This is a genomic window from Actinacidiphila sp. bgisy144 (assembly GCF_057708105.1).
Genome location: NZ_JBYIRM010000004.1, coordinates 323,558 through 343,703, shown reverse-complemented (window position 1 = coordinate 343,703; position 20,146 = coordinate 323,558). Strand labels below are relative to the sequence as shown.

Below are 20,146 nucleotides of genomic sequence, written 5' to 3'. Positions count from 1 at the left end.
TCCACCAGCAGTTCCCACACCCGCAGGCCCCCACCCGCACGGAAGGTCCGCCGCAATGCCCGCACACACAGGTTCCTCAGGTCCCTCCCGCCGTACGTTCCTCGCTGCCGGCGCGGTGGCCGCGGCGGGCGCCGCGGTGCCGCTGCTGTCCTCCTGTTCCACCGCCACGGTGGCCAAGAACACCGCGGCGGCGAACGCCAAGGCGAAGCTGCCGACGTACGCGCCGGTCGACGTGGTTCGCCCGGACCTGCCCGGCACCACGAGAGGCGCCATGGCCGGCTACTTCAGCTACCCCAGACACCCCAAGCCCGCCTTCAGCACGCCGCCGCTGGCCGGAGTCGGGGACGTCAGCATCATCTACCCGACCTACAGCGCGGTGCCGCCGCGTCCGGGGAACAACGCGTTCTGGCAGCAGCTCGACAAGGGCGCGGGCGCGAAGCTGGACATCACGCTGGCCACCGGCGGCGACTACCCCACGAAGTTCCAGACGCTGATCGCCGGCGGCGACCTGCCGGACATCGTCGGGTTCCCCGTGCCGACCCCGGACCAGCCGCAGGTGATGGAGAAGCTCTTCGCCGACCTGGGCCCGTACCTCTCGGGGGACGCCGCCAAGGAGTTCCCGTACCTGGCGAACATCCCCACCGACTCGTGGAAGTCCGCGGTGGCCAACGGCACGATCTACGCGGTGCCGCAGCCGCGCGCGCTGCCCCTCAACCCGCTCTTCGCCCGGATCGACATCATCAAGCAACTCGGCGCGAACCCCGAGCCGAAGAGCTACCAGGATTTCCTCCAGCTGATGAAGGACGTCACGGACGCGAAGAAGAGCCGCTGGGCGTTCGCGGACGTGTGGGGCATGGTCACCCACCTGCAGATGATGCTGGGCGTGCCGAACACCTGGGACGACCGCGGCGGCAAGTTCGTCAGCTTCTGGACCGACGAGCGCACCAAGCAGGCCGTCGGCCTGGTGCGGTCCATGGTCAAGCAGGGCCTGTTCCACCCCGACGCGGCCTCCGCCACCGCCCAGTTCACCCCGCTACGGGACTACTTCACCAGTGGCCGGACGGTGATGACCAGCGACGGCTACGCGGCCTGGGACATCTTCGGCCGGCAGATCGGCTACGACAAGGTGACCGCACTGGTGGAGCCGAAGTACGCCGGCGGCGGTGACGCGAAGCACTACGCCGGCACCGGCAGCCAGGGGCTGACGGTGATCCGCAAGGGCCTGGGCGAGAAGAAGACCCGGGCACTGGTCAACCTGCTGAACTGGCTGTGCGCGCCGATCGGCACGGCCGAGCACCTGCAGCGCAAGTTCGGCGTCGAGGGCGTCGACTACACCTGGAAGGACGGGCTGCCGACACCGACCTCGCGCGGCGCCCGCGAACTGGTGGACGTGCAGTACATCACCGACGCGCCCACCATTATCGGCCCCGGCGCGAAGGCGGAGGTCACCGCGCAGCACACCTGGCACGTGCGGGTCACCAACAACCTGATCGCCAACCCGGCGGTCGGCCGCTACTCCGACACCAACAGTCGCAAGGGCGCCCAGTTGAAGAAGATCACCGACGACGCGCAACTGGACATCGCCTTTGGCCGCCGTCCGCTGTCCGACTGGGACGACGTGATCAAGCAGTGGCGGTCGGCGGGCGGCGACAAGATGTCCGCCGAGTACGCCGAATCCGCCACCTGACCGCACGGGCCGACCGGCGCCCCCGCGCCGCCCGGCCCCCACCGGTCCCTCACGAACCGCGGGCAGGACCCGCACACGACGCCCAGGAGGAAAGATGGCTGTCGAGTCGACGCGGCGGCTTCGGCCGCGACGCGACGGCGGGCCGGAGCCGCGCGGTGACGGCGGGGTCCAGCCGCGCGCCGGCGAGAACTGGTTCGCCCGCATGCGCCGGGACCGGTTCCTGCTGCTGCTGGCGCTGCCCGGCATCGCGGCGGTGCTGCTCTTCTCCTACCTGCCGCTGCTCGGCAACGTCATCGCCTTCAAGGACTACCAGCCCTTCCTGGGCATCTGGGGTTCGCCGTGGGTGGGCCTGTCGAACTTCGACGTGATCTTCAACGGCGACCCGGAGTTCATCACGGCGCTGAAGAACACGCTGATCGTGGCGGTCGCACAGGTGGTCTTCGTCTTCCCGGTGCCGATCGCCGTCGCGCTGCTGCTCAACTCGCTGGTGTCGGAGCGGATCAAGCGTGTTGTGCAGTCGGTGCTGTACCTGCCGCACTTCATGTCCTGGGTGATCGTGGTCGCCCTGTTCCAGTCCATGCTGGGCAACGCCGGCATGCTCAACACCTGGCTGCTGCACCACGGTTCCGGCGGCTTCCACATCATCGGCGACCCGGGCCTGTTCAAAGTACTGATCACCTCCCAGGTCGTCTGGAAGGACTCCGGCTGGGGCACCATCCTCTTCCTGGCCGCGCTGTCCCGGATCGACACCAGCCTGTACGAGGCCGCAGCGGTCGACGGCGCCAGCCGGATGCGGCAGTTGTGGCACGTCACGCTGCCGGGCATCAGGGGCGTCATCGTGCTGATGTTCATCCTCAAACTGGGGGACTCGCTGAACACCGGCTTCGAGCAGATCCTGCTCCAGCAGGCGCCGGTGGGCACCGACGCCTCGGAGGTCCTGGACACCTACGTCTACAACCACGGCGTGATCAACGGCGACTGGGGCGTGTCGGCGGCGGTCGGCCTGGTCAAGGGCGTGGTCAGCGTCGCCCTGGTCCTGGGCGCCAACAAGGTCGCCCACATCTTCGGAGAGCGCGGGGTGTACGAGTCGTGAGCACCGCTGTCACCAACCGTCCAGCGCGCAGGCGCAGTCCGATCACCCGGGCCGCAGGACGCCGCTCGGCGCCGCCGCCGCGCCGCGGGGCGGGCGCGGGACCGGGCGGCGGCACGGCCTCACTGCCCGTGCGCGCCCTCAAGGGCCTGGTCCTGCTGCTGTGCTGCGCGGTGGTGGTGGTCCCGTTCGTCGCGGTGATCTCCACCTCGCTCGCCGACAAGAACCAGGTCACCAAGGCCGGTGGGTTCGTCCTGTGGCCCGACCACCCGTCGCTGTACGCCTATCGGGCGGTGCTGTCAGGAGGCGTGGTCACCCGGTCGCTGATCGTGTCGATCGGCATCACCGTGGTCGGCACCCTGCTGGCGCTGGCCTGCACCACCGCGCTGGCGTACGCGCTGGCCCGCCCGGGCATCTTCGCCGGCAAACCACTGCTGCTGACCGTGCTGTTCACACTGATGTTCAGCCCCGGCATCATCCCCAGCTACCTGGTGGTCAAGGAGCTCGGGCTGCTCGACTCCTACTGGTCGCTGATCGTGCCGGTCATGATCAACGGCTTCAACGTCGTGGTGATGCGGTCGTTCTTCATGGACCTGCCGCAGGACCTGCTCGACTCCGCCCGGATCGACGGCGCCGGCGAGTTCGTGGTGCTGACCCGGATCGTACTGCCGCTGTCCAAAGCGGTGCTGGCGGTCGTCGGCCTGTTCTACGCGGTCGGCTTCTGGAACAGCTTCTTCACCGCGATGCTCTACATCAACGACACCTCGAAATGGCCGCTGCAACTGGTGCTGCGCACCTACGTGGTCAACAACGCGCCGCTGGGCGCCGACAACATCGCCTCCCTCGGCACCTCCCCGCCGCCTCAGCAGTCGCTCCAGATGGCGGTGCTCGTGATCAGTCTGGTGCCGATCCTCCTGGTCTACCCCTTCCTGCAGAAGCACTTCTCGAAGGGGGTCATGGTCGGCGCGGTCAAGGGCTGAACCCCGCGTCCGCGCCCGCCGCACCACCCGCACGACCGTGCGTCACCCCACCATTCAGGACCGAACGACGTCTCCTCGGACGAAGGGACACTGATCCGCCATGCCTGAAAACACCCGTCCGGGCCGCACCAGAGCGCGGACAGCCGCGGCGGCGGTCGGTGCGACCGCGCTGCTCGCCGGCGCCTTCGCACTCGCCGGCGCACCGACCGCCTCCGCCGCGACCCCCGCCACCTACTACGTCGACTGCCAGGCCACCGGCAGCACCCAGACCGGCAGCCAAGCCGAACCGTTCACCACCCTGGCCAAGGCATCCAGCCACCACTTCCTGGCCGGCGAGAGCCTGCTGCTGAAGTACGGCACCGTCTGCGACGGGGCACTGACTCTCCAAGGCTCCGGCACCTCCTCGGCCTGGAACACCGTCGGCGCCTACGGCGACGCCACCAAGGCGCTGCCGGTCGTCAACGCCGGCCAGGACATCGACGACATGTCCAACCCGAGCGCGGTCGCACTGAAGAACGTCTCCTACTGGAACGTCGAGAACCTCGACATCACCGGCGGGTACTGGCGCGGCCTGTGGATCGAGGCCGACCAGCCGGGCATCACCCAGCAGGGCTTCGACCTCTCCGGCCTGAAGGTGCACGACCAGGCCAACCGCCCGCGCGTGACGCTCGACTCCAGCGGCAAGGTCGTCGCCTCCGACTGGATCTCCTCCACCGGCGGCGTGGTCGTCGAGCCGTGCCAGGCCACCGCGAAGATCGCCGACGTGACCATCGACCACGTGGACGTCCAGCATGCGCACGAGGTGGGCTTCCAGATCGGCCACGCCGAGAAGAGCCCGTACAGCGCCACCGCGCCCGGCGGGTACAACACCCCCGACTGCCACATGGGCCTGACCGGCACCGCCCTCCCGGCCAGGGACGGTGTCTCCGACGTGACGGTGGAGAACTCCAGCTCGGCGTTCAACGACGAGTCAGGCGTGTGGGGTTCGGGTGTCACCGACCTGAAGCTGTACAAGAACGAACTGCACGACAACGGCAACGGCACCTCGGCGGACGGCAGCACCCCCTCCCTGCTCAACGGTGAGGGCGCCTGGTGGTCCAACTCCTACAACGTGCAGGCCACGTACAACCACTCCTACGCCAACAAGCGCGGCGGAGGCGACGGCGGCGGCATCGACGCCGACACCTACTCCACCAAGAGCCTCATCGACCACAACACCATCGAGGACAACGACGCCTACTGCGTGGCGGTCTTCGGCGGCCGCGACCTGATCACCTCCGACGTCACGGTCACCGACAACACCTGCACGGACAACGGGCAGAACACCTCGTCGCAGTCGCAGGGTGACATCTTCACCTGGACCGCGGGCCGCAACACCACCGACCCGTCCTCCATCCAGGACCTCACGGTCAACCACAACACCATCACCCGCACCACGCCGGGGCCATGGCTGATGTCGCAGTCGAACTACCTGCCGGGCGAGGTCTCCTTCTGGGACAACACCGTGACCCACGCCGTGCCCGACCGGCTGGTGTACATCGAGCAGTGCCAGAGCGCGAGTGCCGGCTGGGGCTGCGACGCGACGCAGCCGAAGCTCAACCTCAACACCTACAAGGTGACCGGCACCGGAGCAGTGACCTTCGTCGTCGCCCCCTACCAGTCCACCGGCACCGGCAGCGCGTCCGACCCGTACACACCCTTCTCCACCTACCAGTCCGCGACCGGACAGGACCCGCAGTCCACCTGCACCAGCACGAGCAGCACCACCTGCTGACACGCCGCCGACCGAGCGGGGCCGGGAGGTGCCTCCCCCGGCCCCGCTCATCCGCGACTTCCTACGAGGACCTCCCATGCCGCACCCGTCGACCACCCGCTTCGATCGCGTCTGGGGACGCGTTCCCCGGCTCGCCTACGGGGCTGACTACAACCCCGAGCAGTGGGACCCCGCGACCTGGCGCGAGGACACAGCGCTGATGCGCGAGGCCGGCGTCAACCTCGTATCGCTGGGCATCTTCGCCTGGTCCTGGCTCGAACCAGAACCCGGCCGCCTGGACTTCACCGGCATGGATGCCGTGATCGGCCTGCTCCACGACAGCGGCATCTCCGTGGATCTGGCCACCCCGACGGCGGCGCCGCCGCGGTGGTTCTCCCACGCACACCCGGACTCCCTCCCGGTCACCGCCGAGAACGTCCGGCTGGCGCCCGGCTCCCGGCAAACCTACTGCCCGTCCTCGCCCGCGTACCGGGAGCACGCCGTGCGCATCACGAGCGCCCTGGCCGAACGCTACGGAGACCATCCGGCGGTGGTGATGTGGCACGTCGGCAACGAGTACGGCAACGCCAACGCGCACTGCTTCTGCGACACTTCGGCCGCCGCCTTCCGCACCTGGCTGCACACCGAGTACGGGCGCGACCTGACCGCCCTCAACGACCGCTGGGGCACCTCCTTCTGGGGCATGCGCTACTCCGCCTGGGACCAGGTGGGCCCACCGCGCACCTCCACCGGAAGCCTGCCGCCCGCCCAGTGGCTGGACTTCCGCCGCTTCAGCGACGCCGAGCACCTGTCCTGCTACCGCGCCGAACGCGACGCCATCCGCCCGCACTCCCCCGGCCGCCCGATCACCACGAACCTGATGACCGGCAACTTCGCCGAGGCCGACTACTGGCGCTGGTCACGCGAGGTCGACATCGTCGCCAACGACCACTACCTCAACGCCGAGGACGAACACCGCACCGCCGAACTCGCCTTCGCCGCGGACCTCACGCGCGGCCTGGCCGGTGGCCGCCCCTGGCTGCTGATGGAGCACTCCACCTCGGCCGTCCAGTGGCAGCCGCGCAACCTCGCCAAGGCAGCCGGTGAGATGGCCCGCAACAGCCTCACCCACGTGGCCAGGGGCGCCGACGGCGTGCTGTTCTTCCAGTGGCGCCAGTCCGCGTTCGGCGCCGAGCAGTGGCACTCGGCGATGCTCCCGCACGGCGGGACCAAGACCCGGATCTGGCGCGAGGCCGCCGCCCTCGGTGCGTCGGTGGCCCGCGTCGCCGAAGTCGCCGGCAGTGTGTGCGAGCCGGCCCAAATCGCCCTGGCCTGGGACTACGACGCCTGGTGGGCGCTGGAACTGCCCGACCGCCCCAGTCGTGACATGGTCTACCGGGAGGAACTGCGCGGCTGGCACCGCGCGCTGTGGACGGCGGGCCTGCGGTGCGACATCGTCCCCGCCCCAGGGCGCGGCCTCGAACCGAGCGTGCTGCCGCGGGAGGCCGCTGACACGGACAACAGCGAGGCGGACGACCGACCGAAGGACGCCGAAGCCCCGTACCGCTTGCTGCTCGTGCCATCGCTCTACGCGGTGGCTCCCGGTACGGCCGAAGCACTGGCCGCGTTCGCCGCCGCCGGCGGACACGTGGTGGTGGGACCCTTCAGCGGCGTCACCGACCTGGACGACCGGATCTTCCCCGGCCCCTACCCGGGCGCTCTACGCGAGGTGCTGGGGCTGACCGTCGACGAGTTCCTGCCGCTGGCCGCCGACGAGCGGACCAGCCTGGACGACGGCTCGACCGGCCGTACGTGGGCCGAACGGGTGGTTCCCGCAGCCGACACCGCGGTAGACGCGCGGTTCACCGACGGCCCGGCGGCGGGCGGACCCGCACTGCTCAGCCGCAGCCTCGGCCTCGGCACCGTCCGCTACGCCGCCACACGCCTCAACGACGCCTCACTGCGCTGCCTACTGCCCCGATGGGCTACGGCGGCCGGATGCGCCCCGGCACTGCCGGGTTCCGGCGACGGCGTGGAGGTCACCCGGCGCACGGGCCCCACCGGCTCGTGGCTGTTCGCCGTCAACCACACCGTCACGCCGGCCCTCCTGCCCGCCACCGGCTACGAACTGCTGGCGGGGCAACCAGTGGAGGGCGAACTGACCGTGCCGCCCGGAGGCGTCGCGGTAGTCCGCGAAGACCCGGCGTAGGCGGGGAGACCGGCAGCACGGGGAGCCTCGGAAGGGCCTCGACCCGGAATCCTGGACACGGGTTATGCAGCTGTTGCCAGCGTAGTCGGTGATGTCGTGGTGGCTGCTTCGTAGGCGATCCGGCTTCGGTGTCCGAGGCGGGAGTGTCGGCGCCGGGCCCGGGCAGGACGTGTCCATGCGCACCATACCCCGTCCTGACCCGGCCCGCCCGCTACTCCGCCAGCGGGCCGCCCAGTTCATCCAGCCGCGCTCGGATCTCGTCGGCCTTCCGACTGCCCCCGTCGGTGTAGATGCGCCATGCGCGGCTGAGGTGCTCCCGCTCGCCAAGAATATCGAAGAGGGCGCACGCGAACTGCGACGCCACCTTGAAAATCCCGATCCTCTGTATTCAGTTCCCATGAGCATCACCGAAAAAGTGGTAGCCGCGTTCAATTTTCGCCGGCTTCCGCCACCCATCGGGGCAGGCCAGGGGTTCCGCCGAGACATGAGCTGACCCGGATTTTGTAGCGGCCCTGAAGCCAGGCATGATCGCCTCGGCAGATGGGAGAACACAGGTCCGATGCCTGCACCACGGAAGTACCCCAAGACCACGGAGTTAAGGCCTAACCGCAACTGTCAAGTGGGCTGGTTCCAAAGGTCCGTTGAGGGACCGGGCAATCCAGTCGTGTTCGAGGGCATAGATCCCCCGTCCTGTGCGGCGGAGGATGCCCTCACGGACCCAGCGTCCCAGTTCAGCGCGCAGGCCGCGGGCATCCTCCAGTCCGATGCCTCGGGCGATTTCACATGCGCGCCAGGTGCGGACCGGGTCTGCGCGCAGGAGCTGCAGCGTGCGGTCACGACGTCCGTCGGCGCCCAGCCCGATTGCCGAGTGCACGGTGATGTCGATGCTGGTGATCCTGGAGGCGCCCAGGACTTGTGCCTGGTCAGGCGGGGCGGCGTAGCGGGACGGACGCCCGAATGCACTGAAAAACCGCCGAGTTCACGAAAGCTGAAAGCCACTTGCCGCATCGGTGCCGCCACGTGCAGCGATGAGTCCGAGTTAGGGCCGGAGTTCCGGTTCAGTATCGTCTGCCTCCGAACGGCCGCAAACGAACTGACAGCCCTACAGACACCCCCCACATCGCTCACCCACGAACGCAAGCGTTGAAGGAGACCTGCAGCGTCCTCACCTCAAACCTCCGCACCCAGCCCTGCCGCCCGGGCCCGCCCGGCGCCGCGGCCGAGCCTGCGGGAGTTCAGCGACGGCATCGCCGCACGCCTGCCCGGCCAGTGGAGCACCGCGATCGAGGAGGACTTCCACGACAGCCTGCTGCGCACAGAGGTCCTGGAGCGGCTATGGGACTCCCACCACACCGCCTGGGCGATGGAGGAATTCGTCCACGACCACGCCGCGCTCTTGGCCGGCCCCGGCGAAACCATCCTGATCGCGATCGAACGTCCCCTGCGTCCGCGCCAGTTCCTGATCGCTCCCCTGGCGCCGCCCGGGACGCCCGCCTCGGAGGGCCGTGCCTTCGCACCGCGCGGCATCGCCGTCCCCGCTGACCCCGCACGCGCCGCCTACCAGATCACCGCGCGTCTGCTGCCCCGCTACCTTGAAGCGGTCGTGCTGGTCCGCGGGCCCGCGCTGCACCAGGCATACATCACCGCCCGGACCGCGCTCACCGACTGGGGAGGCGGCGGTGGACGATCTCTTCGACGAAGGCGGCGTACTCCTCGACCAGAACGCGCTCGACGCGCGCCGGGCCCAACGCGACGCCGACGCCTGGCCCGCTCTCGAAGCCGTGCTCTTCCACGGCCCCGCCGCGCTCCGCCAGGCCCGAACCGACCTCGCCCTGCCGCCCGCCGCCGCCGGCCGGCTCAGCCACGGGCTGTGGAAACTCGCCGGCGCCATCGCCGAGGGCACCCACGTCCGCGACACCTGGGAACACGACCTCACCGGCCTCGCCCACCTCGCCGACGCCGACCGCGACCCCGCGCGGCAACACCGCTTCGCCGCCGGCCTGCGCCTGCGCCACGCAGCAGGCTGGCCGCCCGCCATCGGGTTCTCCGACTACTACCCGGCCCTGGCCGCCATCGAACGCGTCACGCAAGCACGCGCCCTCGGAGCCACCCCGCGCACAGCCGCGGCCAACTCCCGCTCCCCCGCCGCGCCCAGCGCCGGTCCCGATCGCGAACACCGAAGCCCACCCGCACCCAGGACACTGCCCGCACCCCCGCCCGCGCCCGGGACAGCGCCGGCGCCGCCTGAGCAGCCCTCACCCCGCCGCCGGTGACCCGCTGGTCAGTTCCGTCCGACATCACCGACGCCACGCCAGCCGAGCACGACGCCGACAAGCAGCGGGCCGACCACCTGTGCCGAGGAACTCCGGCCCGAAGCCGCACACCTCGCCGGGAGCGCCGCCGCACCGGCCCGCGTCGCCGACCACCTCAGCCCCCGTATCGGCCGACCGCCCCACCTCCAGCACCACGCCCCGAAGGACGCCCCGCTCACAGCGCCACCACCCCCGCGCCTGCCGGCCGCACCACCATGGCCGCAGCCCACACCACCAGCAGCGGCAGCGGGCGCGCGCACCCCCGCTGACCGACCGTCCTCCCAGACACCCGTCCCCCGGAGGATCCCTGACCGCCGCCTACGACGACACCGGCCAGCTCCACTGGCTGGCCGAGCGGGCGCACCGCGTGGCCGACGAACTGCCCCTCACCACGTCCCCGGACACGCGCAGCGACGACCTCGACGAACTCGACGACCGTGTCCGCGACATCGCCGCGCTGGTCACCTACATGACGAGCGCCGCCGCCGACGCAGACCGGTCAGCGAACGGCAACCGGGCGCCCTCGGCCCGGACCACCCGCCACAAAGTCGCGGTGCTCACGCACGCGGTGGGCACCTTGACCCAGGCCCTGGCCCACCTCGGCGACGCCGTCGCCTCGGCCGGCCACCTGCACCAGGTCGATGCCCAACCCAGCTCCGCGGAACGGCGCGCAGCCCAGCGGTCCACGCACACCACCGTCAACGAGCAGGTCGACCGCACCCGCCGGGACCTCAACGAAGCCGGCCGCTATCTGCACCACTGCGCAAACCGGTTCCCCGCACCGCCGCCCGATCCCACCCCGCCATCACCGCCGGCGCCGGCCGGTGCCCCGATTCCCCAGTCATCGGCCGCGGCCACCTCCCCCGCCCCGCGGATCCGCTGACCCGTCCGCAACACCTCTGGAGCGCTCCATCCGCATCACCCGACACGCCCTGCCGCTGATCGTCTCCGCCGCCTGCCTCACCCTGGCCGCGACCGCCTGCACCAACACCGGCGACGCCACTCACGCCGCCACGAAGGCCCCCACCACCAGCACGGCACCCACGCCGGCCCCCGCACTCAGCGCCACCAGCGCCCGAGACCCCATCCGGCACTACTCACAGGTCAACAACCGCGCCAACGCCCACGACAACGCACCCCTGCTCGACACCGTGGAGGACGGCCCCCTCTACGCGATGTCACTCGGCGGGTACCAGCAGGACTCCGCCATTGCGGCCAAGAACCGCAAGCCCTACAAGCCCTGGTCCTACGACGCGGCCACCGCCCACCTGTACATCCCCACCTTCCTGCCCGGCACCCCGAAGTGGTTCGCCGCCGCAGTCACCGTCACCGTCACCGCGTACCAGACGCTGATCGTCGTCGCGCAGCAGCCGGACCACAGCTGGCAGATGGTCCTGGCCGCCGATCTGGACCGGATGCCCCTGCCCCGGATCTCGCTGGACGCCGACGGATACGCCACCGCGGTCGCAGCCGACGGCACCGGCCAGCCCGGATTCGACGCCGGACGGCTCCGGGTAGGGATCACCGACAACTTCGCCACCGGCGGCAAGAACAGCGGCAGCCAGTTCTTCACCCCCACCCCCGCCAGCAAGCAGCAGACCGGCATCCACGACAAGGACACCCACCGGCTCGGCACCAAGGGCATCACCACCTTCGCCGCAGCGAACAACGCCTGGAACACCGCCTACGGCCTGAAGACCACCGGCGGCGGAGCGCTCCTGCTGTTCACCGACACCCACACCCAGACCGACACCGTCCGCCCCGGCTGGCAGATCACCCCCGGCCCGGACGCCCGGACCTGGCTCAACGCGGCACCCCGGCAGTCCATCACCGACACGTTCACCTGCAACGACGCCGCCCTCATCCCCGCGCCAGCCGCCAAGGCGCAACTCCTGGGCTACACCTGCGAACTCACCGGAGCCGACGGCACGCCCGTCGACCGCACACCCCCCCATGTGACCCGCGCGAACGATCCGAAGGTCCCTCCGCTGTTCCCCAACCCCGACGTCGAGCTGCACGACAACGCCGGCCGCACCACCGGCCAGATCCACGCCTACAACACCGGCAGCCCCACCCGAGACAACCTCCGCCGATGGGCCAACCGGGAAGCCGGACCGTTCCTGGACGCTGCCGCACTGCCGCCCTCGGGAGACGGCATCACCGCGTGGACGGACCTTCTGGGCCGCGCCCGCAGCGTGCACGAACTCTACGGCGTCATCACCGCGGTCCTCACCAATGACCACGGGGCGCTGGCCAGACTGCACCAGTTCATCGAAGCCACCGCCAACTGGCACGACGAACGCGGCGATGACCCCGCCTGCCGCAGCTACCGCGCTCTGGCCGACGACCTGGACGCCCTGGCCGGCAACCTCGAAATACTCACCGAGGACAGCCTCATCACCGCCCGGCAGCCAGGCACCAAGGCCGCCCGCGAGCAGCTTTCCACGCCCACCCGGCCCATAGCACCGCCCCTCCCGCCCCCACCGCCGAGGCCGCGCCGCTGAACGAACCCGCTACCGCCAGCACGGAGGTTTCCCGCATTCCCGACGTCACCGTGGTCACCGCCACCCGGCTGCGCCCCGAACGCCTGGACTATCTCACCGAACTCCACGCCAGCCTGGAAGCGCAGGACGCCGACTGGGAAGCCGTCCTCGCCCTCGACGGCGCCGACCCGGCGCAGCTGCCCGAACCGCTGGCCGCCGACCCCCGCGTCCGCGTGCTGGTCCTGCCCCGCCCGGTGGGTGCGGCCTGCGCCCGAAACTTCGCCGTCAACGAAGTCCGTACCGAGTTCATGACGTGGGCCGATGACGACGATGTACTCCCGCGGTTCAGCCTGAGTAGCCGATTGCACCATCTGCGCAACACCGCACTGGGCTGGGTCGCCGGATACAGCGCCGACCTGAGCCCTGACGGATCCCTGCAGGTGTGGCGGTGTCCGACGCCACCGGGACGGCACGAGCCCGGACAGGTGTGGACTTGCTGGCCCAGCCCGCACCACACCATCCCGATCGGCCCGACCACCATCCTGGCCCGCACCAGCCTGTGGTCCGTGATCGGCGGCATGGGCGGCCTCGTCCAGGGCGAGGACTACCTCGCCCTGAAGATCACCAGCCTCGCCGCAGGCGAACTGCTCCCGCAAGTCGTCTACCACTACCGCAAGCACCCGCACCAGCTCACGAGCCAGCCGCACTACGACGAGCTGGAAGACGCGGCCCGGATCTTCGCCTGGAGATCAGGAAACGACCTGGCCTCCGCCCTGGCCCCCAAGCCCGGCACGGGCCCGGGAGCCGCCTGAAAGACAATCACGTCGAGCCGCGCGTGCTCGGCAATCCTCCCCGGCAGCTCGCCATGCTGATCGACGCGCTCCGCAGCGATCCCCCGGGAATGGAGAGAGGGTGGAAAGCGGCCGCTGAGCCTGGCGGAGCGGCCGGAAATGTCCAGCGCTCGCTCCTTCGCCCTCGCCGCGGGCCACCTGGCGGTGCAGCGCGCCCACGTGCACCACGGGTATCGCCTGGGCCGGTGGCTGGCCGGGCAGCACGGTGTGTTTGCCGACGGCGGGAGCCGCCTGGGGGTGAGGCCCACGGAGGGGATCCCATCGTCATCGAGCCGGCCGACGTGCTCCGCTCCCACCTGCTGCCGCACCTCGGCGACGCCCGGCTGACCGTGCTGCCCAGCACCGGTCACCTGATCCCCCTGGAGGCGCCGGCCGCCCTCGCCGACGCGATCACCGCCTTCCCACCGGCGGCCCCAAGGATCCCGGCGGCCTCCATGGCCCTTGCGGCCCCGGCACCCCCAGTGGAGTGAAGTCACCGGCGTGCAGCGCTTTAACAGCAGGGCCCGCGGCGCATCCGTATCGTCCGCGACGGCGTCTCCACAGGTGTACGTCGGAGGAAGGGAGCAAGGAATGGGCGGGGCGTTCGGGGTGCTGTGGGTGGTCGTCGGGGTCGCCGCCGTCGCGGCGGTGGTGAGCATGGCGCGGCGCCGACGGCAGTTGGAGGCCGCGCGCGGCAGCGGAGTGACGGCCCAGGCGCGGTGCGTGCGGGTGAAGGTGGTGCGGGAGCCCGAGGGGTTCGAGGTCCGGCGCACGACCCGCTACCAGACCTACGAGTTCACCGCGCCCGACGGCCGCGTCGTCCGCTTCGAGGAGATCGGGCGCCCCGAGACGGCCGAGGGCGACGTGGTGACCGTCTACTACGACCCCGCCCGGCCCGAACGGGCCACCGTCTACGGGCCCCGCCGGTGACCACCGCTCCCGTCAGGACCGGCCGGCACCGGGGGCCGGCCCGGGGTCCTGCCCGGGGTCCTGCCCGGGCAGGCACCCGAGGTCGGTGTCCCGCGTCCCAGCAGGAAGCGGGGGACGGCGTCCCCGACGCAGCCTTGGGAGGTGCCGACGCCGTGGCGCGGCGTCCACGGTGACCAGGCCCGCGCGGTGCCCGAAGGCGGCGCGGGTCCGCTCGGCGCCGGAGGCGGCCGTCGAGGGGTCCGCGGTGTTCTGCACCAGCAGGATGTTCACCGGACCGTGCGGGTCCAGGGCCGAGGCGCGGTCGGGCTCGGGGTGGACCAGAAGGCGCAGGGCCACACGTTGCGCGGTGATCCGGACGTCAGCGGATAGCGCTCCGCACGTGCCGAAGACGGCCTTGGGGTCCCGCTGGGCCCGCAGCACCTTGCCCCGGGCCATGGCCCGGGCTTCCTCCGCCCTCTCAGCAGCTTTCGACCGGACCCGGCGCGCGGGCCCGCACCTTGCGAGCGCTCTCGTGGTCGAACACTGAGCTGCTTCTGTGTTTGTCAGGAGACGGCCGCGTGGAGAACGTCGGCAAGGCCGGCGGGTGCCAACAGCATCGGCCAGTGACCTGTGGGCAGGTCGAAGCGCCGCCACTGCGAGTGGTCAAGGAAAGCCAGCATCGGCACTCCCGCACCCAGCAGGCCCTGAAAGTCACGGCAGGCGATCAGGACACGGTCCATACCTGCCCGTCCGGGCGCAGCGCCCGGACTGCGTTGCCGCGCCCGGACGGCGGCGCGGTCCGGGGCGGGCCGGGTCGGGAGGCGGCGCAGCGGTCCAGCTTCGCCAGCAGGCAGGCGCGGACACAGGTGCAGGCGCAGACATCGTGCCGTGGCGTGCCGCGGTCCAGCTCCACGAACGCGAACCGGCCCGTGGCGAGCAGCACCACGGCGCCGGGGATCAGCGGTCCGGCCGGCGTCAGGTACGCAGCCTCGAGCTACCACTCCCCCGCACCCCCCACAGCTGCCGCACCCCCCTGCATCTGCCACGCCCGCCCGTCCGGGCCCCGACCGGCCGACGCCGGCCCCGGACCGCTGGCCCGCGGCAGGCGACGGTTCACCGCGCGTCGGGCTCACGCGCGGGCGGCTCAACCGCGGGCGCGGCCCCGGCGGGCCCCACCGCACCGGGCACCACCGACCCCGGCGGCCCCGGCGGCGGGCCGTCCTCCGCCGGCAGCGTCCCCGGCGTCACCCCCCAGTGCGGGGGCACCACCTCGCGCGCCGCGGCCAGGAACGCCGCCGCGTGATCGGCCGCCGCCGGGCCCTCGAAGAAGAAGCTGACGAAGTCCGCTTCGCGCAACACGGTGTCCGCGCCGCCGTTCGCCCCGGCCAACTCCGGCAACGTACGGGCCAGCAGCGGCTCTTCCTCCGCGGAGACCTCCGCGCCGTGCCGTACGGCCACCGCCTGGGTGCCGCGCAGGTCCATCGCGACCGCCGCGGTCACAGCCCGCGCACTGAACCGCGGTGTGCGGAACTCCCACGGCCTCGGCGCCGGAGCGGGAAAGCCGTGCCTGGCCAACTCCTCGAGCACCCGGCGCCGCCGGTGGCCGCCCTTGCTCTCGCCGTCGTCGTCGAGGGTCGCCAGTGCCATCAGCACCGGTCCGCTGCAGTAGTCCTGGCGCTGCACCTGGGTCAGGAACCGGCCCAGCGGGGGCTCCTGCCCGCGCAGAACCAGGCGCAGGCGGTACGTGGAAGGGGCGTTGGGCATTCCTGATCCGCGCTCGGAGTAGACCAGGCCCGCGATGTCCGTCCAGGCGAAGCGTCGGCGGCGCAGGACCCGCTGGATGGTGACGCCCCGCTCGTCGAAGACGAGCTTCACCAGGAACCGCATTTGGAGCCAGTGGAACACCACCACCGACCCCAGCACCGCGAACGCCCACCAGCCGCGCACGTCCGTACCCGTGGGGAACACCACCGCCGCATACACGACGACGAAATACCCGAGGTCCACGCCGAGCGCCCTCGAATGCTCCTCAATCAGCGGACTGAGCCGCACTGTTGTGGCCATACCCCCGAACCTACGCGCCCCCGAGCCACGCGGACCCGCGACCCCCGCAGGCCCGCAAGCCCAAGACCCGACCCACGCGAACCACCAGCCCCGGCGCGTGCCGGCCGGTGCCGCCCGTAACCCCAGTGACGGGTGGCGAGCGGTGGGCCGCCGGGGACGTGAGCGGCCACCGGACCCCGCCCCGCGGGACCCACACCAGCGCCGGCGCCTTCGCCGGCGTGCGCAACGTCCCCCGCCGCGCCCGGTCGCCGCGCTCGCCAGAACCGCGCCGGGCGCGGTCGGGGACCCGGGCGGTCCAGACAGCGCGGTCGGTCCGCGCGCCGGGGTCCAGCCGCCGCAGGATCGCCTCGTGCAGCGGCGCCCAGGTGGGCCAGCTGCCCGGGGGTGAGCACGTCCACGACCAGGTGACGAACGGTACGGACATGGCGCGGCGCGACCTCCACGACTGTGCGCAGCCCCTCCCCGGTGAGGACGGCACCAGTACGCTGGCCAACGCGGATGCGGCGGCAGCCCGGCGGGCATTGACGGCTTTGACCCGGCTGGCCGCCGACCAGGACATGACGCTGACCGCCCGCAGCCGGGGCTGGCTGGGCGACACCGCCGACCGGACCGCCGGTTTGCTGCCGGGGTCCTGGCGGTCGCGGATCGAGGTCTACGCCATGCCCGTCTGGCAGCAGGACCTCGCCGAGTGCGTGTGGACGCCAGCGACCTCATCGACGCGGTGAGAAGCAAGCGCGTCCCCTTCGGATCGGTGCTCACCGACGAACGCGGCACGGAGCTTCTCGTGGCGGACAAGCCAGGCGCCGCGGACGAACTCCTGATCGGCGTGCTCGCCCCCAAGGGTCTGAACGGGCCGTTCGCCGACGACCCGACCGCCCCGCCCTCCCTGACCGTGCCCGCCGATCCCGTCCTGGCAGCGCAGGCGATCACCGCATCTCTGCTGCCCGCCTACCAGCACGCCGTCTACGATCGCCAGGTACAGGAAGTCGGGAACCGCCTGGCCCATGCGCTGTCTGCCCAGATCGCCCGCGTCCTGGTCCGCAGATCATGGCCCGCCGACGACGGGACCGGGATCGGCGCGGTCATCCTCGGCCAGCTCGACCACGCCCACCACGAGGTACTGTGGGACGACTTCCGATCCTTCCTCCAGCACGGACCGGCGTTGCTGGACCATCTGGAAATGGTCGCCGAGCCCATTCGCCCAGCCGTGCAGACCGTGCTGCCCGCTCTGCGGAAAGCACTCCGGCACGGCCGCCGCGTCAACAGCCAGTGGCTGGACACTGTGCGCCGCATGCGGGACGCCGACAGCACCCTGGCCGGGACGGCCTACGCCCAGGCAGCCGCGCAGCGCACCGCCGACGCCCGGCCGGCGCTGGCCGCCTGGCTCGAACACGGCCCGGCCCTGGTCGACCTCGCCCGCCTGCACCCACCCGCCGGCGCAAGGCCGGCGGCACCGCGCGCGCTTCCTCCGGCCCCTCCGGCCGACCCGCCCGGCAAACGCCGCGGCACAACTTCCTGAGCAGCCCACCCACCGATGAAAGGAGCCCGAATTCCCGCAGATCCGACCCCGCCACCCGAGCTGCTGGACCACCTCGCCGACTTCGCCGTGCGGTATCACGTCGAACACCTGGCCTGTGCCACCATGCTGCGGCAACTGCCCCGGGCCTACGGGGAGATCACCGAGCCGTCGGCCGCCCGGCAGGCCGTCGAGCACCGCAACCGCAAGGTCGCCGACGCCTTCACCGCCTGCCTGCTTCCGCACACCGCCGAACTGATCCGCCTCGCCCGTAGCAGCCTCGACGCGATGCCGCCCGCCCGGCACCACGCTGGGTGGCGGCTGCTGCTGGACGACCTGGACCACGCCACCGACCGTATCCACCACCTCCTCGACGCCAGCCCCGCCAGCCGCGCCGATGCGCGGCTCTGGCCGTATCTGACGACCTGGGCCGAGCACTCGCTGATCGTCCGCGGCCTCGCCGGCCAGCACGGCGCCGCTGCCGCTCCGGTGCTGCCGACGGTCGAGAAGGAGCGCCTGACCGCGTTGGCGCTGGATGTTCGCGACCGCGGGGAGCTGGAGCCGTTCGAGTCCTGGTACGACGCGGCCGGCCGCCGGATCACCCTGGCCTACCTCATCGAGCACGACGACTCCACCGTCCTGGTCCTGGCCGAAGACCCCGACGGCCACATCACGGCGCTGGGCCGATACGGCACCGAGTACGAAGCAGTCCGGGCCAGCCCACCCGCCGTTCCTGCTGGAGTGCTGCGACCCGAAGCCCCCTGGCGCACCGAGCAGCCCCAGCCCGACAGCGAACTCGGCACCCTCATCCAGGACGTCATCACCTCCGCGCATACCGGGGACGTCTCCCGCTCCATCGCCGCAGCCGTGGACGACGGCGACCACCAGCGCGGACCGCTCCCGCAACTCGCCGACTTCCTCCGCGTGTGCGCGGAGTTCGCCGACGCCCTCGACACCCACCAAGGCCACAAGAGCGCCGCCCGCCTGTCCCTGCTGGCCGCACAGACCGACGCCCTCACCCGGGAACTGGCCGCAGCCGGAGAGGAGCTGGGCGCCCAAGTCTCCGTCCTGCCGCCGTACCGGGTGCCGCACCCAGGGCTTCGGCGTAGTCGGTTGACGCCCGGTTTGTAGCGATGCGTTGGCCGGCGGATGCCGAGGAGCCAGGACAGGCACGGCTTCCAAGACCATGGAGTTCTCTACGCCCCGTGACTTGCTTGGAAGACCGTGCCTGCCGACGCATCATCCCCGATCCCGCCCGTCCTTGACCAACTCCGGGATCAGCCCGTGGCCACGCCCGGGGAGGTGCCCGGTCTGCTGGAGCGGCTGGCCCAGGTGCCCGACCCGCGCGATCCACGCGGTGTGCGGCATGCGTTGGCCGTCGTCGTGGTCCTGACGGCGTGCGCGGTGCTGGCCGGGGCGACCTCGTTGCTGGCAGTGAGCGAGTGGATCGCCGACGCACCGCCCCAGGTGTTGGACCGGCTCGGCGTGCGCCCCGATCCGTTGCTTCCACGACGGCGGGTCCCGGCTGAGACGACGGTCCGCCGGCTGCTCGCCCGCGTCGATGGCGACGCTTTGGACCGGGCGGTGGGAGGCTGGCTCGCCGAGCGTCAACCTGCCCGCCCTGGGCAGCGCGGTCTGGCCGTGGACGGCAAGACATTGCGCGGTGCGGCGAAGGCCCGGGGCCGGAAGATCCACCTGCTCGCTGCGGCGGAGCGCACCACCGGGCTGGCCCTGGCTCAGCTCGACGTGGGCGAGACCACCTGCTTCCAGCCGCTGCTGGACACCGTCGCCGACCTCGCCGGAACCGTGGTCACCAGCGATGCCCTGCACACCCAGCGCGAGCACGCCGACTACCTCCTCGGCCGCCGGGCCCACTACATCGCCATCGTCAAGGGCAATCAGAAGAACCTGCGCAGGCAGCTCAAGTCTCTTCCCTGGAAGGAGATCCCGCTCCAGGGCCGCACCCGCGGCACCGGCCACGGCCGCTCCGAGATCCGCCGGATCAAGGCCGCCACGGTCAACAACCTGCTCTTCCCCGGAGCCCGGCAGGCCGTCCAGATCAAGCGGCGTCGCACCTGCCGCAAGACCGGGAAGACCACCATCACCACCGTCTACGCGGTCACCAGCCTGACCGCCGAGCAGGCCACACCCGCCCAGCTCGAGCAGCTGATCCGGGACCACTGGAAGATCGAGGCCCTGCACCACGTCCGCGACACCACCTTCGCCGAGGACTCCTCCCAACTGCGGACCGGCAACGCACCCCGCGTGATGGCGACCTGGCGCAACCTCGCCGTCGGGGCCCTACGGCTGAGC

The 20,146-nt window shown here is 71.4% G+C and carries 19 protein-coding genes and 2 pseudogenes; 15 read left to right on the top strand and 6 right to left on the bottom strand.

Going from position 1 to position 20,146, the window contains the following annotated elements; genetic code table 11:
• The first annotated feature begins 55 nt into the window (after nucleotides 1-55).
• The 5 genes from AC3EVP_RS07315 to AC3EVP_RS07295 all read left to right on the top strand — a co-directional run bounded on the left by AC3EVP_RS07315 (nucleotide 56) and on the right by AC3EVP_RS07295 (nucleotide 7,719).
• Nucleotides 56-1,687: a type 2 periplasmic-binding domain-containing protein gene (locus AC3EVP_RS07315; RefSeq protein WP_435127353.1), complete on the top strand. Its 1,632-nt coding sequence runs from the start codon at nucleotides 56-58 to the stop codon at nucleotides 1,685-1,687.
• 94 nt (nucleotides 1,688-1,781) lie between these two features.
• A complete protein-coding gene (locus AC3EVP_RS07310) occupies nucleotides 1,782-2,780 on the top strand; it encodes an ABC transporter permease (protein WP_435127350.1) in 999 nt (332 codons plus the stop codon).
• Nucleotides 2,777-3,757, top strand: a complete 981-nt coding sequence (locus AC3EVP_RS07305) for a carbohydrate ABC transporter permease (RefSeq protein WP_435127348.1) — start codon at nucleotides 2,777-2,779, stop codon at nucleotides 3,755-3,757. Before AC3EVP_RS07310 ends, AC3EVP_RS07305 begins: the two co-directional genes overlap by 4 nt.
• A 100-nt stretch (nucleotides 3,758-3,857) precedes the next feature.
• Complete coding sequence (locus tag AC3EVP_RS07300; protein ID WP_435127346.1) at nucleotides 3,858-5,531, top strand: right-handed parallel beta-helix repeat-containing protein; 1,674 nt, start codon at nucleotides 3,858-3,860, stop codon at nucleotides 5,529-5,531.
• Between the two features lie 76 nt (nucleotides 5,532-5,607).
• Complete coding sequence (locus AC3EVP_RS07295) at nucleotides 5,608-7,719, top strand: beta-galactosidase (protein WP_435127344.1); 2,112 nt, start codon at nucleotides 5,608-5,610, stop codon at nucleotides 7,717-7,719.
• 211 nt (nucleotides 7,720-7,930) lie between these two features.
• Here the strand turns inward: AC3EVP_RS07295 and AC3EVP_RS07290 are convergent, their stop codons facing one another.
• The 3 genes and pseudogenes from AC3EVP_RS07290 to AC3EVP_RS07280 form a co-directional block, all read right to left on the bottom strand.
• Nucleotides 7,931-8,083, bottom strand: coding sequence for a hypothetical protein (locus tag AC3EVP_RS07290; RefSeq protein ID WP_435127342.1), 153 nt, complete (start codon nucleotides 8,081-8,083; stop codon nucleotides 7,931-7,933).
• 231 nt (nucleotides 8,084-8,314) lie between these two features.
• Nucleotides 8,315-8,665 (bottom strand): annotated as a pseudogene (locus tag AC3EVP_RS07285) (IS4-like element ISSav1 family transposase); the annotation flags it as partial.
• 224 nt (nucleotides 8,666-8,889) lie between these two features.
• The gene (locus AC3EVP_RS07280) at nucleotides 8,890-9,036 is read right to left on the bottom strand and encodes a hypothetical protein (RefSeq protein WP_435127340.1); all 147 of its coding nucleotides are present in this window, start codon (nucleotides 9,034-9,036) and stop codon (nucleotides 8,890-8,892) included.
• A gap of 362 nt (nucleotides 9,037-9,398) precedes the next feature.
• Here AC3EVP_RS07280 and AC3EVP_RS07275 point away from each other — a divergent pair, with 362 nt between their 5' ends.
• The 6 genes from AC3EVP_RS07275 (at nucleotide 9,399) to AC3EVP_RS07250 (ending at nucleotide 14,274) form a co-directional block, all read left to right on the top strand.
• On the top strand, nucleotides 9,399-9,992 hold the full coding sequence (locus tag AC3EVP_RS07275; RefSeq protein WP_435127338.1) for a hypothetical protein: 594 nt from the start codon (nucleotides 9,399-9,401) through the stop codon (nucleotides 9,990-9,992).
• Nucleotides 9,993-10,398: 406 nt separating this feature from the next.
• Entirely contained in the window at nucleotides 10,399-10,914 is a 516-nt protein-coding gene (locus AC3EVP_RS07270; protein ID WP_435127336.1) for a hypothetical protein, read from the top strand.
• On the top strand, nucleotides 10,856-12,535 hold the full coding sequence (locus tag AC3EVP_RS07265) for a DUF8094 domain-containing protein (RefSeq protein ID WP_435127334.1): 1,680 nt from the start codon (nucleotides 10,856-10,858) through the stop codon (nucleotides 12,533-12,535). Before AC3EVP_RS07270 ends, AC3EVP_RS07265 begins: the two co-directional genes overlap by 59 nt.
• Nucleotides 12,536-12,585: 50 nt before the next feature.
• Complete coding sequence (locus AC3EVP_RS07260) at nucleotides 12,586-13,326, top strand: glycosyltransferase family 2 protein (RefSeq protein ID WP_435127332.1); 741 nt, start codon at nucleotides 12,586-12,588, stop codon at nucleotides 13,324-13,326.
• Nucleotides 13,327-13,646: 320 nt separating this feature from the next.
• Nucleotides 13,647-13,835 (top strand): hypothetical protein, encoded by a 189-nt coding sequence (locus AC3EVP_RS07255; RefSeq protein ID WP_435127330.1) that lies wholly within the window; start codon nucleotides 13,647-13,649, stop codon nucleotides 13,833-13,835.
• Nucleotides 13,836-13,935: 100 nt separating this feature from the next.
• Nucleotides 13,936-14,274 carry a DUF3592 domain-containing protein gene (locus AC3EVP_RS07250; RefSeq protein ID WP_435127328.1) on the top strand — a complete coding sequence of 113 codons (339 nt, stop codon included), beginning with the start codon at nucleotides 13,936-13,938 and terminating at the stop codon, nucleotides 14,272-14,274.
• Between the two features lie 12 nt (nucleotides 14,275-14,286).
• Here AC3EVP_RS07250 and AC3EVP_RS07245 read toward each other — a convergent pair whose 3' ends face one another.
• From AC3EVP_RS07245 to AC3EVP_RS07235, 3 genes are all read right to left on the bottom strand, one after another.
• The gene (locus AC3EVP_RS07245) at nucleotides 14,287-14,709 is read right to left on the bottom strand and encodes an alpha/beta hydrolase (RefSeq protein ID WP_435127326.1); all 423 of its coding nucleotides are present in this window, start codon (nucleotides 14,707-14,709) and stop codon (nucleotides 14,287-14,289) included.
• A gap of 107 nt (nucleotides 14,710-14,816) precedes the next feature.
• A complete protein-coding gene (locus tag AC3EVP_RS07240) occupies nucleotides 14,817-14,993 on the bottom strand; it encodes a hypothetical protein (protein WP_435127324.1) in 177 nt (58 codons plus the stop codon).
• A 373-nt stretch (nucleotides 14,994-15,366) separates the two neighbouring features.
• Nucleotides 15,367-16,317: a hypothetical protein gene (locus AC3EVP_RS07235; RefSeq protein WP_435127322.1), complete on the bottom strand. Its 951-nt coding sequence runs from the start codon at nucleotides 16,315-16,317 to the stop codon at nucleotides 15,367-15,369.
• Between the two features lie 365 nt (nucleotides 16,318-16,682).
• Here AC3EVP_RS07235 and AC3EVP_RS07230 point away from each other — a divergent pair, with 365 nt between their 5' ends.
• The 4 genes and pseudogenes from AC3EVP_RS07230 to AC3EVP_RS07215 all read left to right on the top strand — a co-directional run.
• Complete coding sequence (locus tag AC3EVP_RS07230; RefSeq protein WP_435127320.1) at nucleotides 16,683-17,042, top strand: hypothetical protein; 360 nt, start codon at nucleotides 16,683-16,685, stop codon at nucleotides 17,040-17,042.
• On the top strand, nucleotides 17,012-17,836 hold the full coding sequence (locus AC3EVP_RS07225; RefSeq protein WP_435127318.1) for a hypothetical protein: 825 nt from the start codon (nucleotides 17,012-17,014) through the stop codon (nucleotides 17,834-17,836). The genes AC3EVP_RS07230 and AC3EVP_RS07225 overlap by 31 nt, the downstream gene beginning before the upstream one ends.
• Before the next feature lie 15 nt (nucleotides 17,837-17,851).
• Nucleotides 17,852-18,964, top strand: coding sequence for a hypothetical protein (locus tag AC3EVP_RS07220; protein ID WP_435127316.1), 1,113 nt, complete (start codon nucleotides 17,852-17,854; stop codon nucleotides 18,962-18,964).
• A 93-nt stretch (nucleotides 18,965-19,057) separates the two neighbouring features.
• Nucleotides 19,058-20,068, top strand: a pseudogene (locus AC3EVP_RS07215) (ISAs1 family transposase); the annotation flags it as partial.
• Nucleotides 20,069-20,146 lie beyond the last annotated feature (78 nt).

What these genes read in the sequence shown, in the direction of transcription:
- AC3EVP_RS07315 (WP_435127353.1), top strand. Translation starts at nt 56, where the DNA reads ATGCCCGCACACACAGGTTCCTCAGGTCCCTCCCGCCGTACGTTCCTC.
- AC3EVP_RS07295 (WP_435127344.1), top strand. Translation starts at nt 5,608, where the DNA reads ATGCCGCACCCGTCGACCACCCGCTTCGATCGCGTCTGGGGACGCGTT.
- AC3EVP_RS07220 (WP_435127316.1), top strand. Translation starts at nt 17,852, where the DNA reads ATGAAAGGAGCCCGAATTCCCGCAGATCCGACCCCGCCACCCGAGCTG.
- AC3EVP_RS07240 (WP_435127324.1), bottom strand. Translation starts at nt 14,993, where the DNA reads ATGGACCGTGTCCTGATCGCCTGCCGTGACTTTCAGGGCCTGCTGGGT.
- AC3EVP_RS07235 (WP_435127322.1), bottom strand. Translation starts at nt 16,317, where the DNA reads ATGGCCACAACAGTGCGGCTCAGTCCGCTGATTGAGGAGCATTCGAGG.
- AC3EVP_RS07310 (WP_435127350.1), top strand. Translation starts at nt 1,782, where the DNA reads ATGGCTGTCGAGTCGACGCGGCGGCTTCGGCCGCGACGCGACGGCGGG.
- AC3EVP_RS07250 (WP_435127328.1), top strand. Translation starts at nt 13,936, where the DNA reads ATGGGCGGGGCGTTCGGGGTGCTGTGGGTGGTCGTCGGGGTCGCCGCC.
- AC3EVP_RS07300 (WP_435127346.1), top strand. Translation starts at nt 3,858, where the DNA reads ATGCCTGAAAACACCCGTCCGGGCCGCACCAGAGCGCGGACAGCCGCG.
- AC3EVP_RS07245 (WP_435127326.1), bottom strand. Translation starts at nt 14,709, where the DNA reads ATGGCCCGGGGCAAGGTGCTGCGGGCCCAGCGGGACCCCAAGGCCGTC.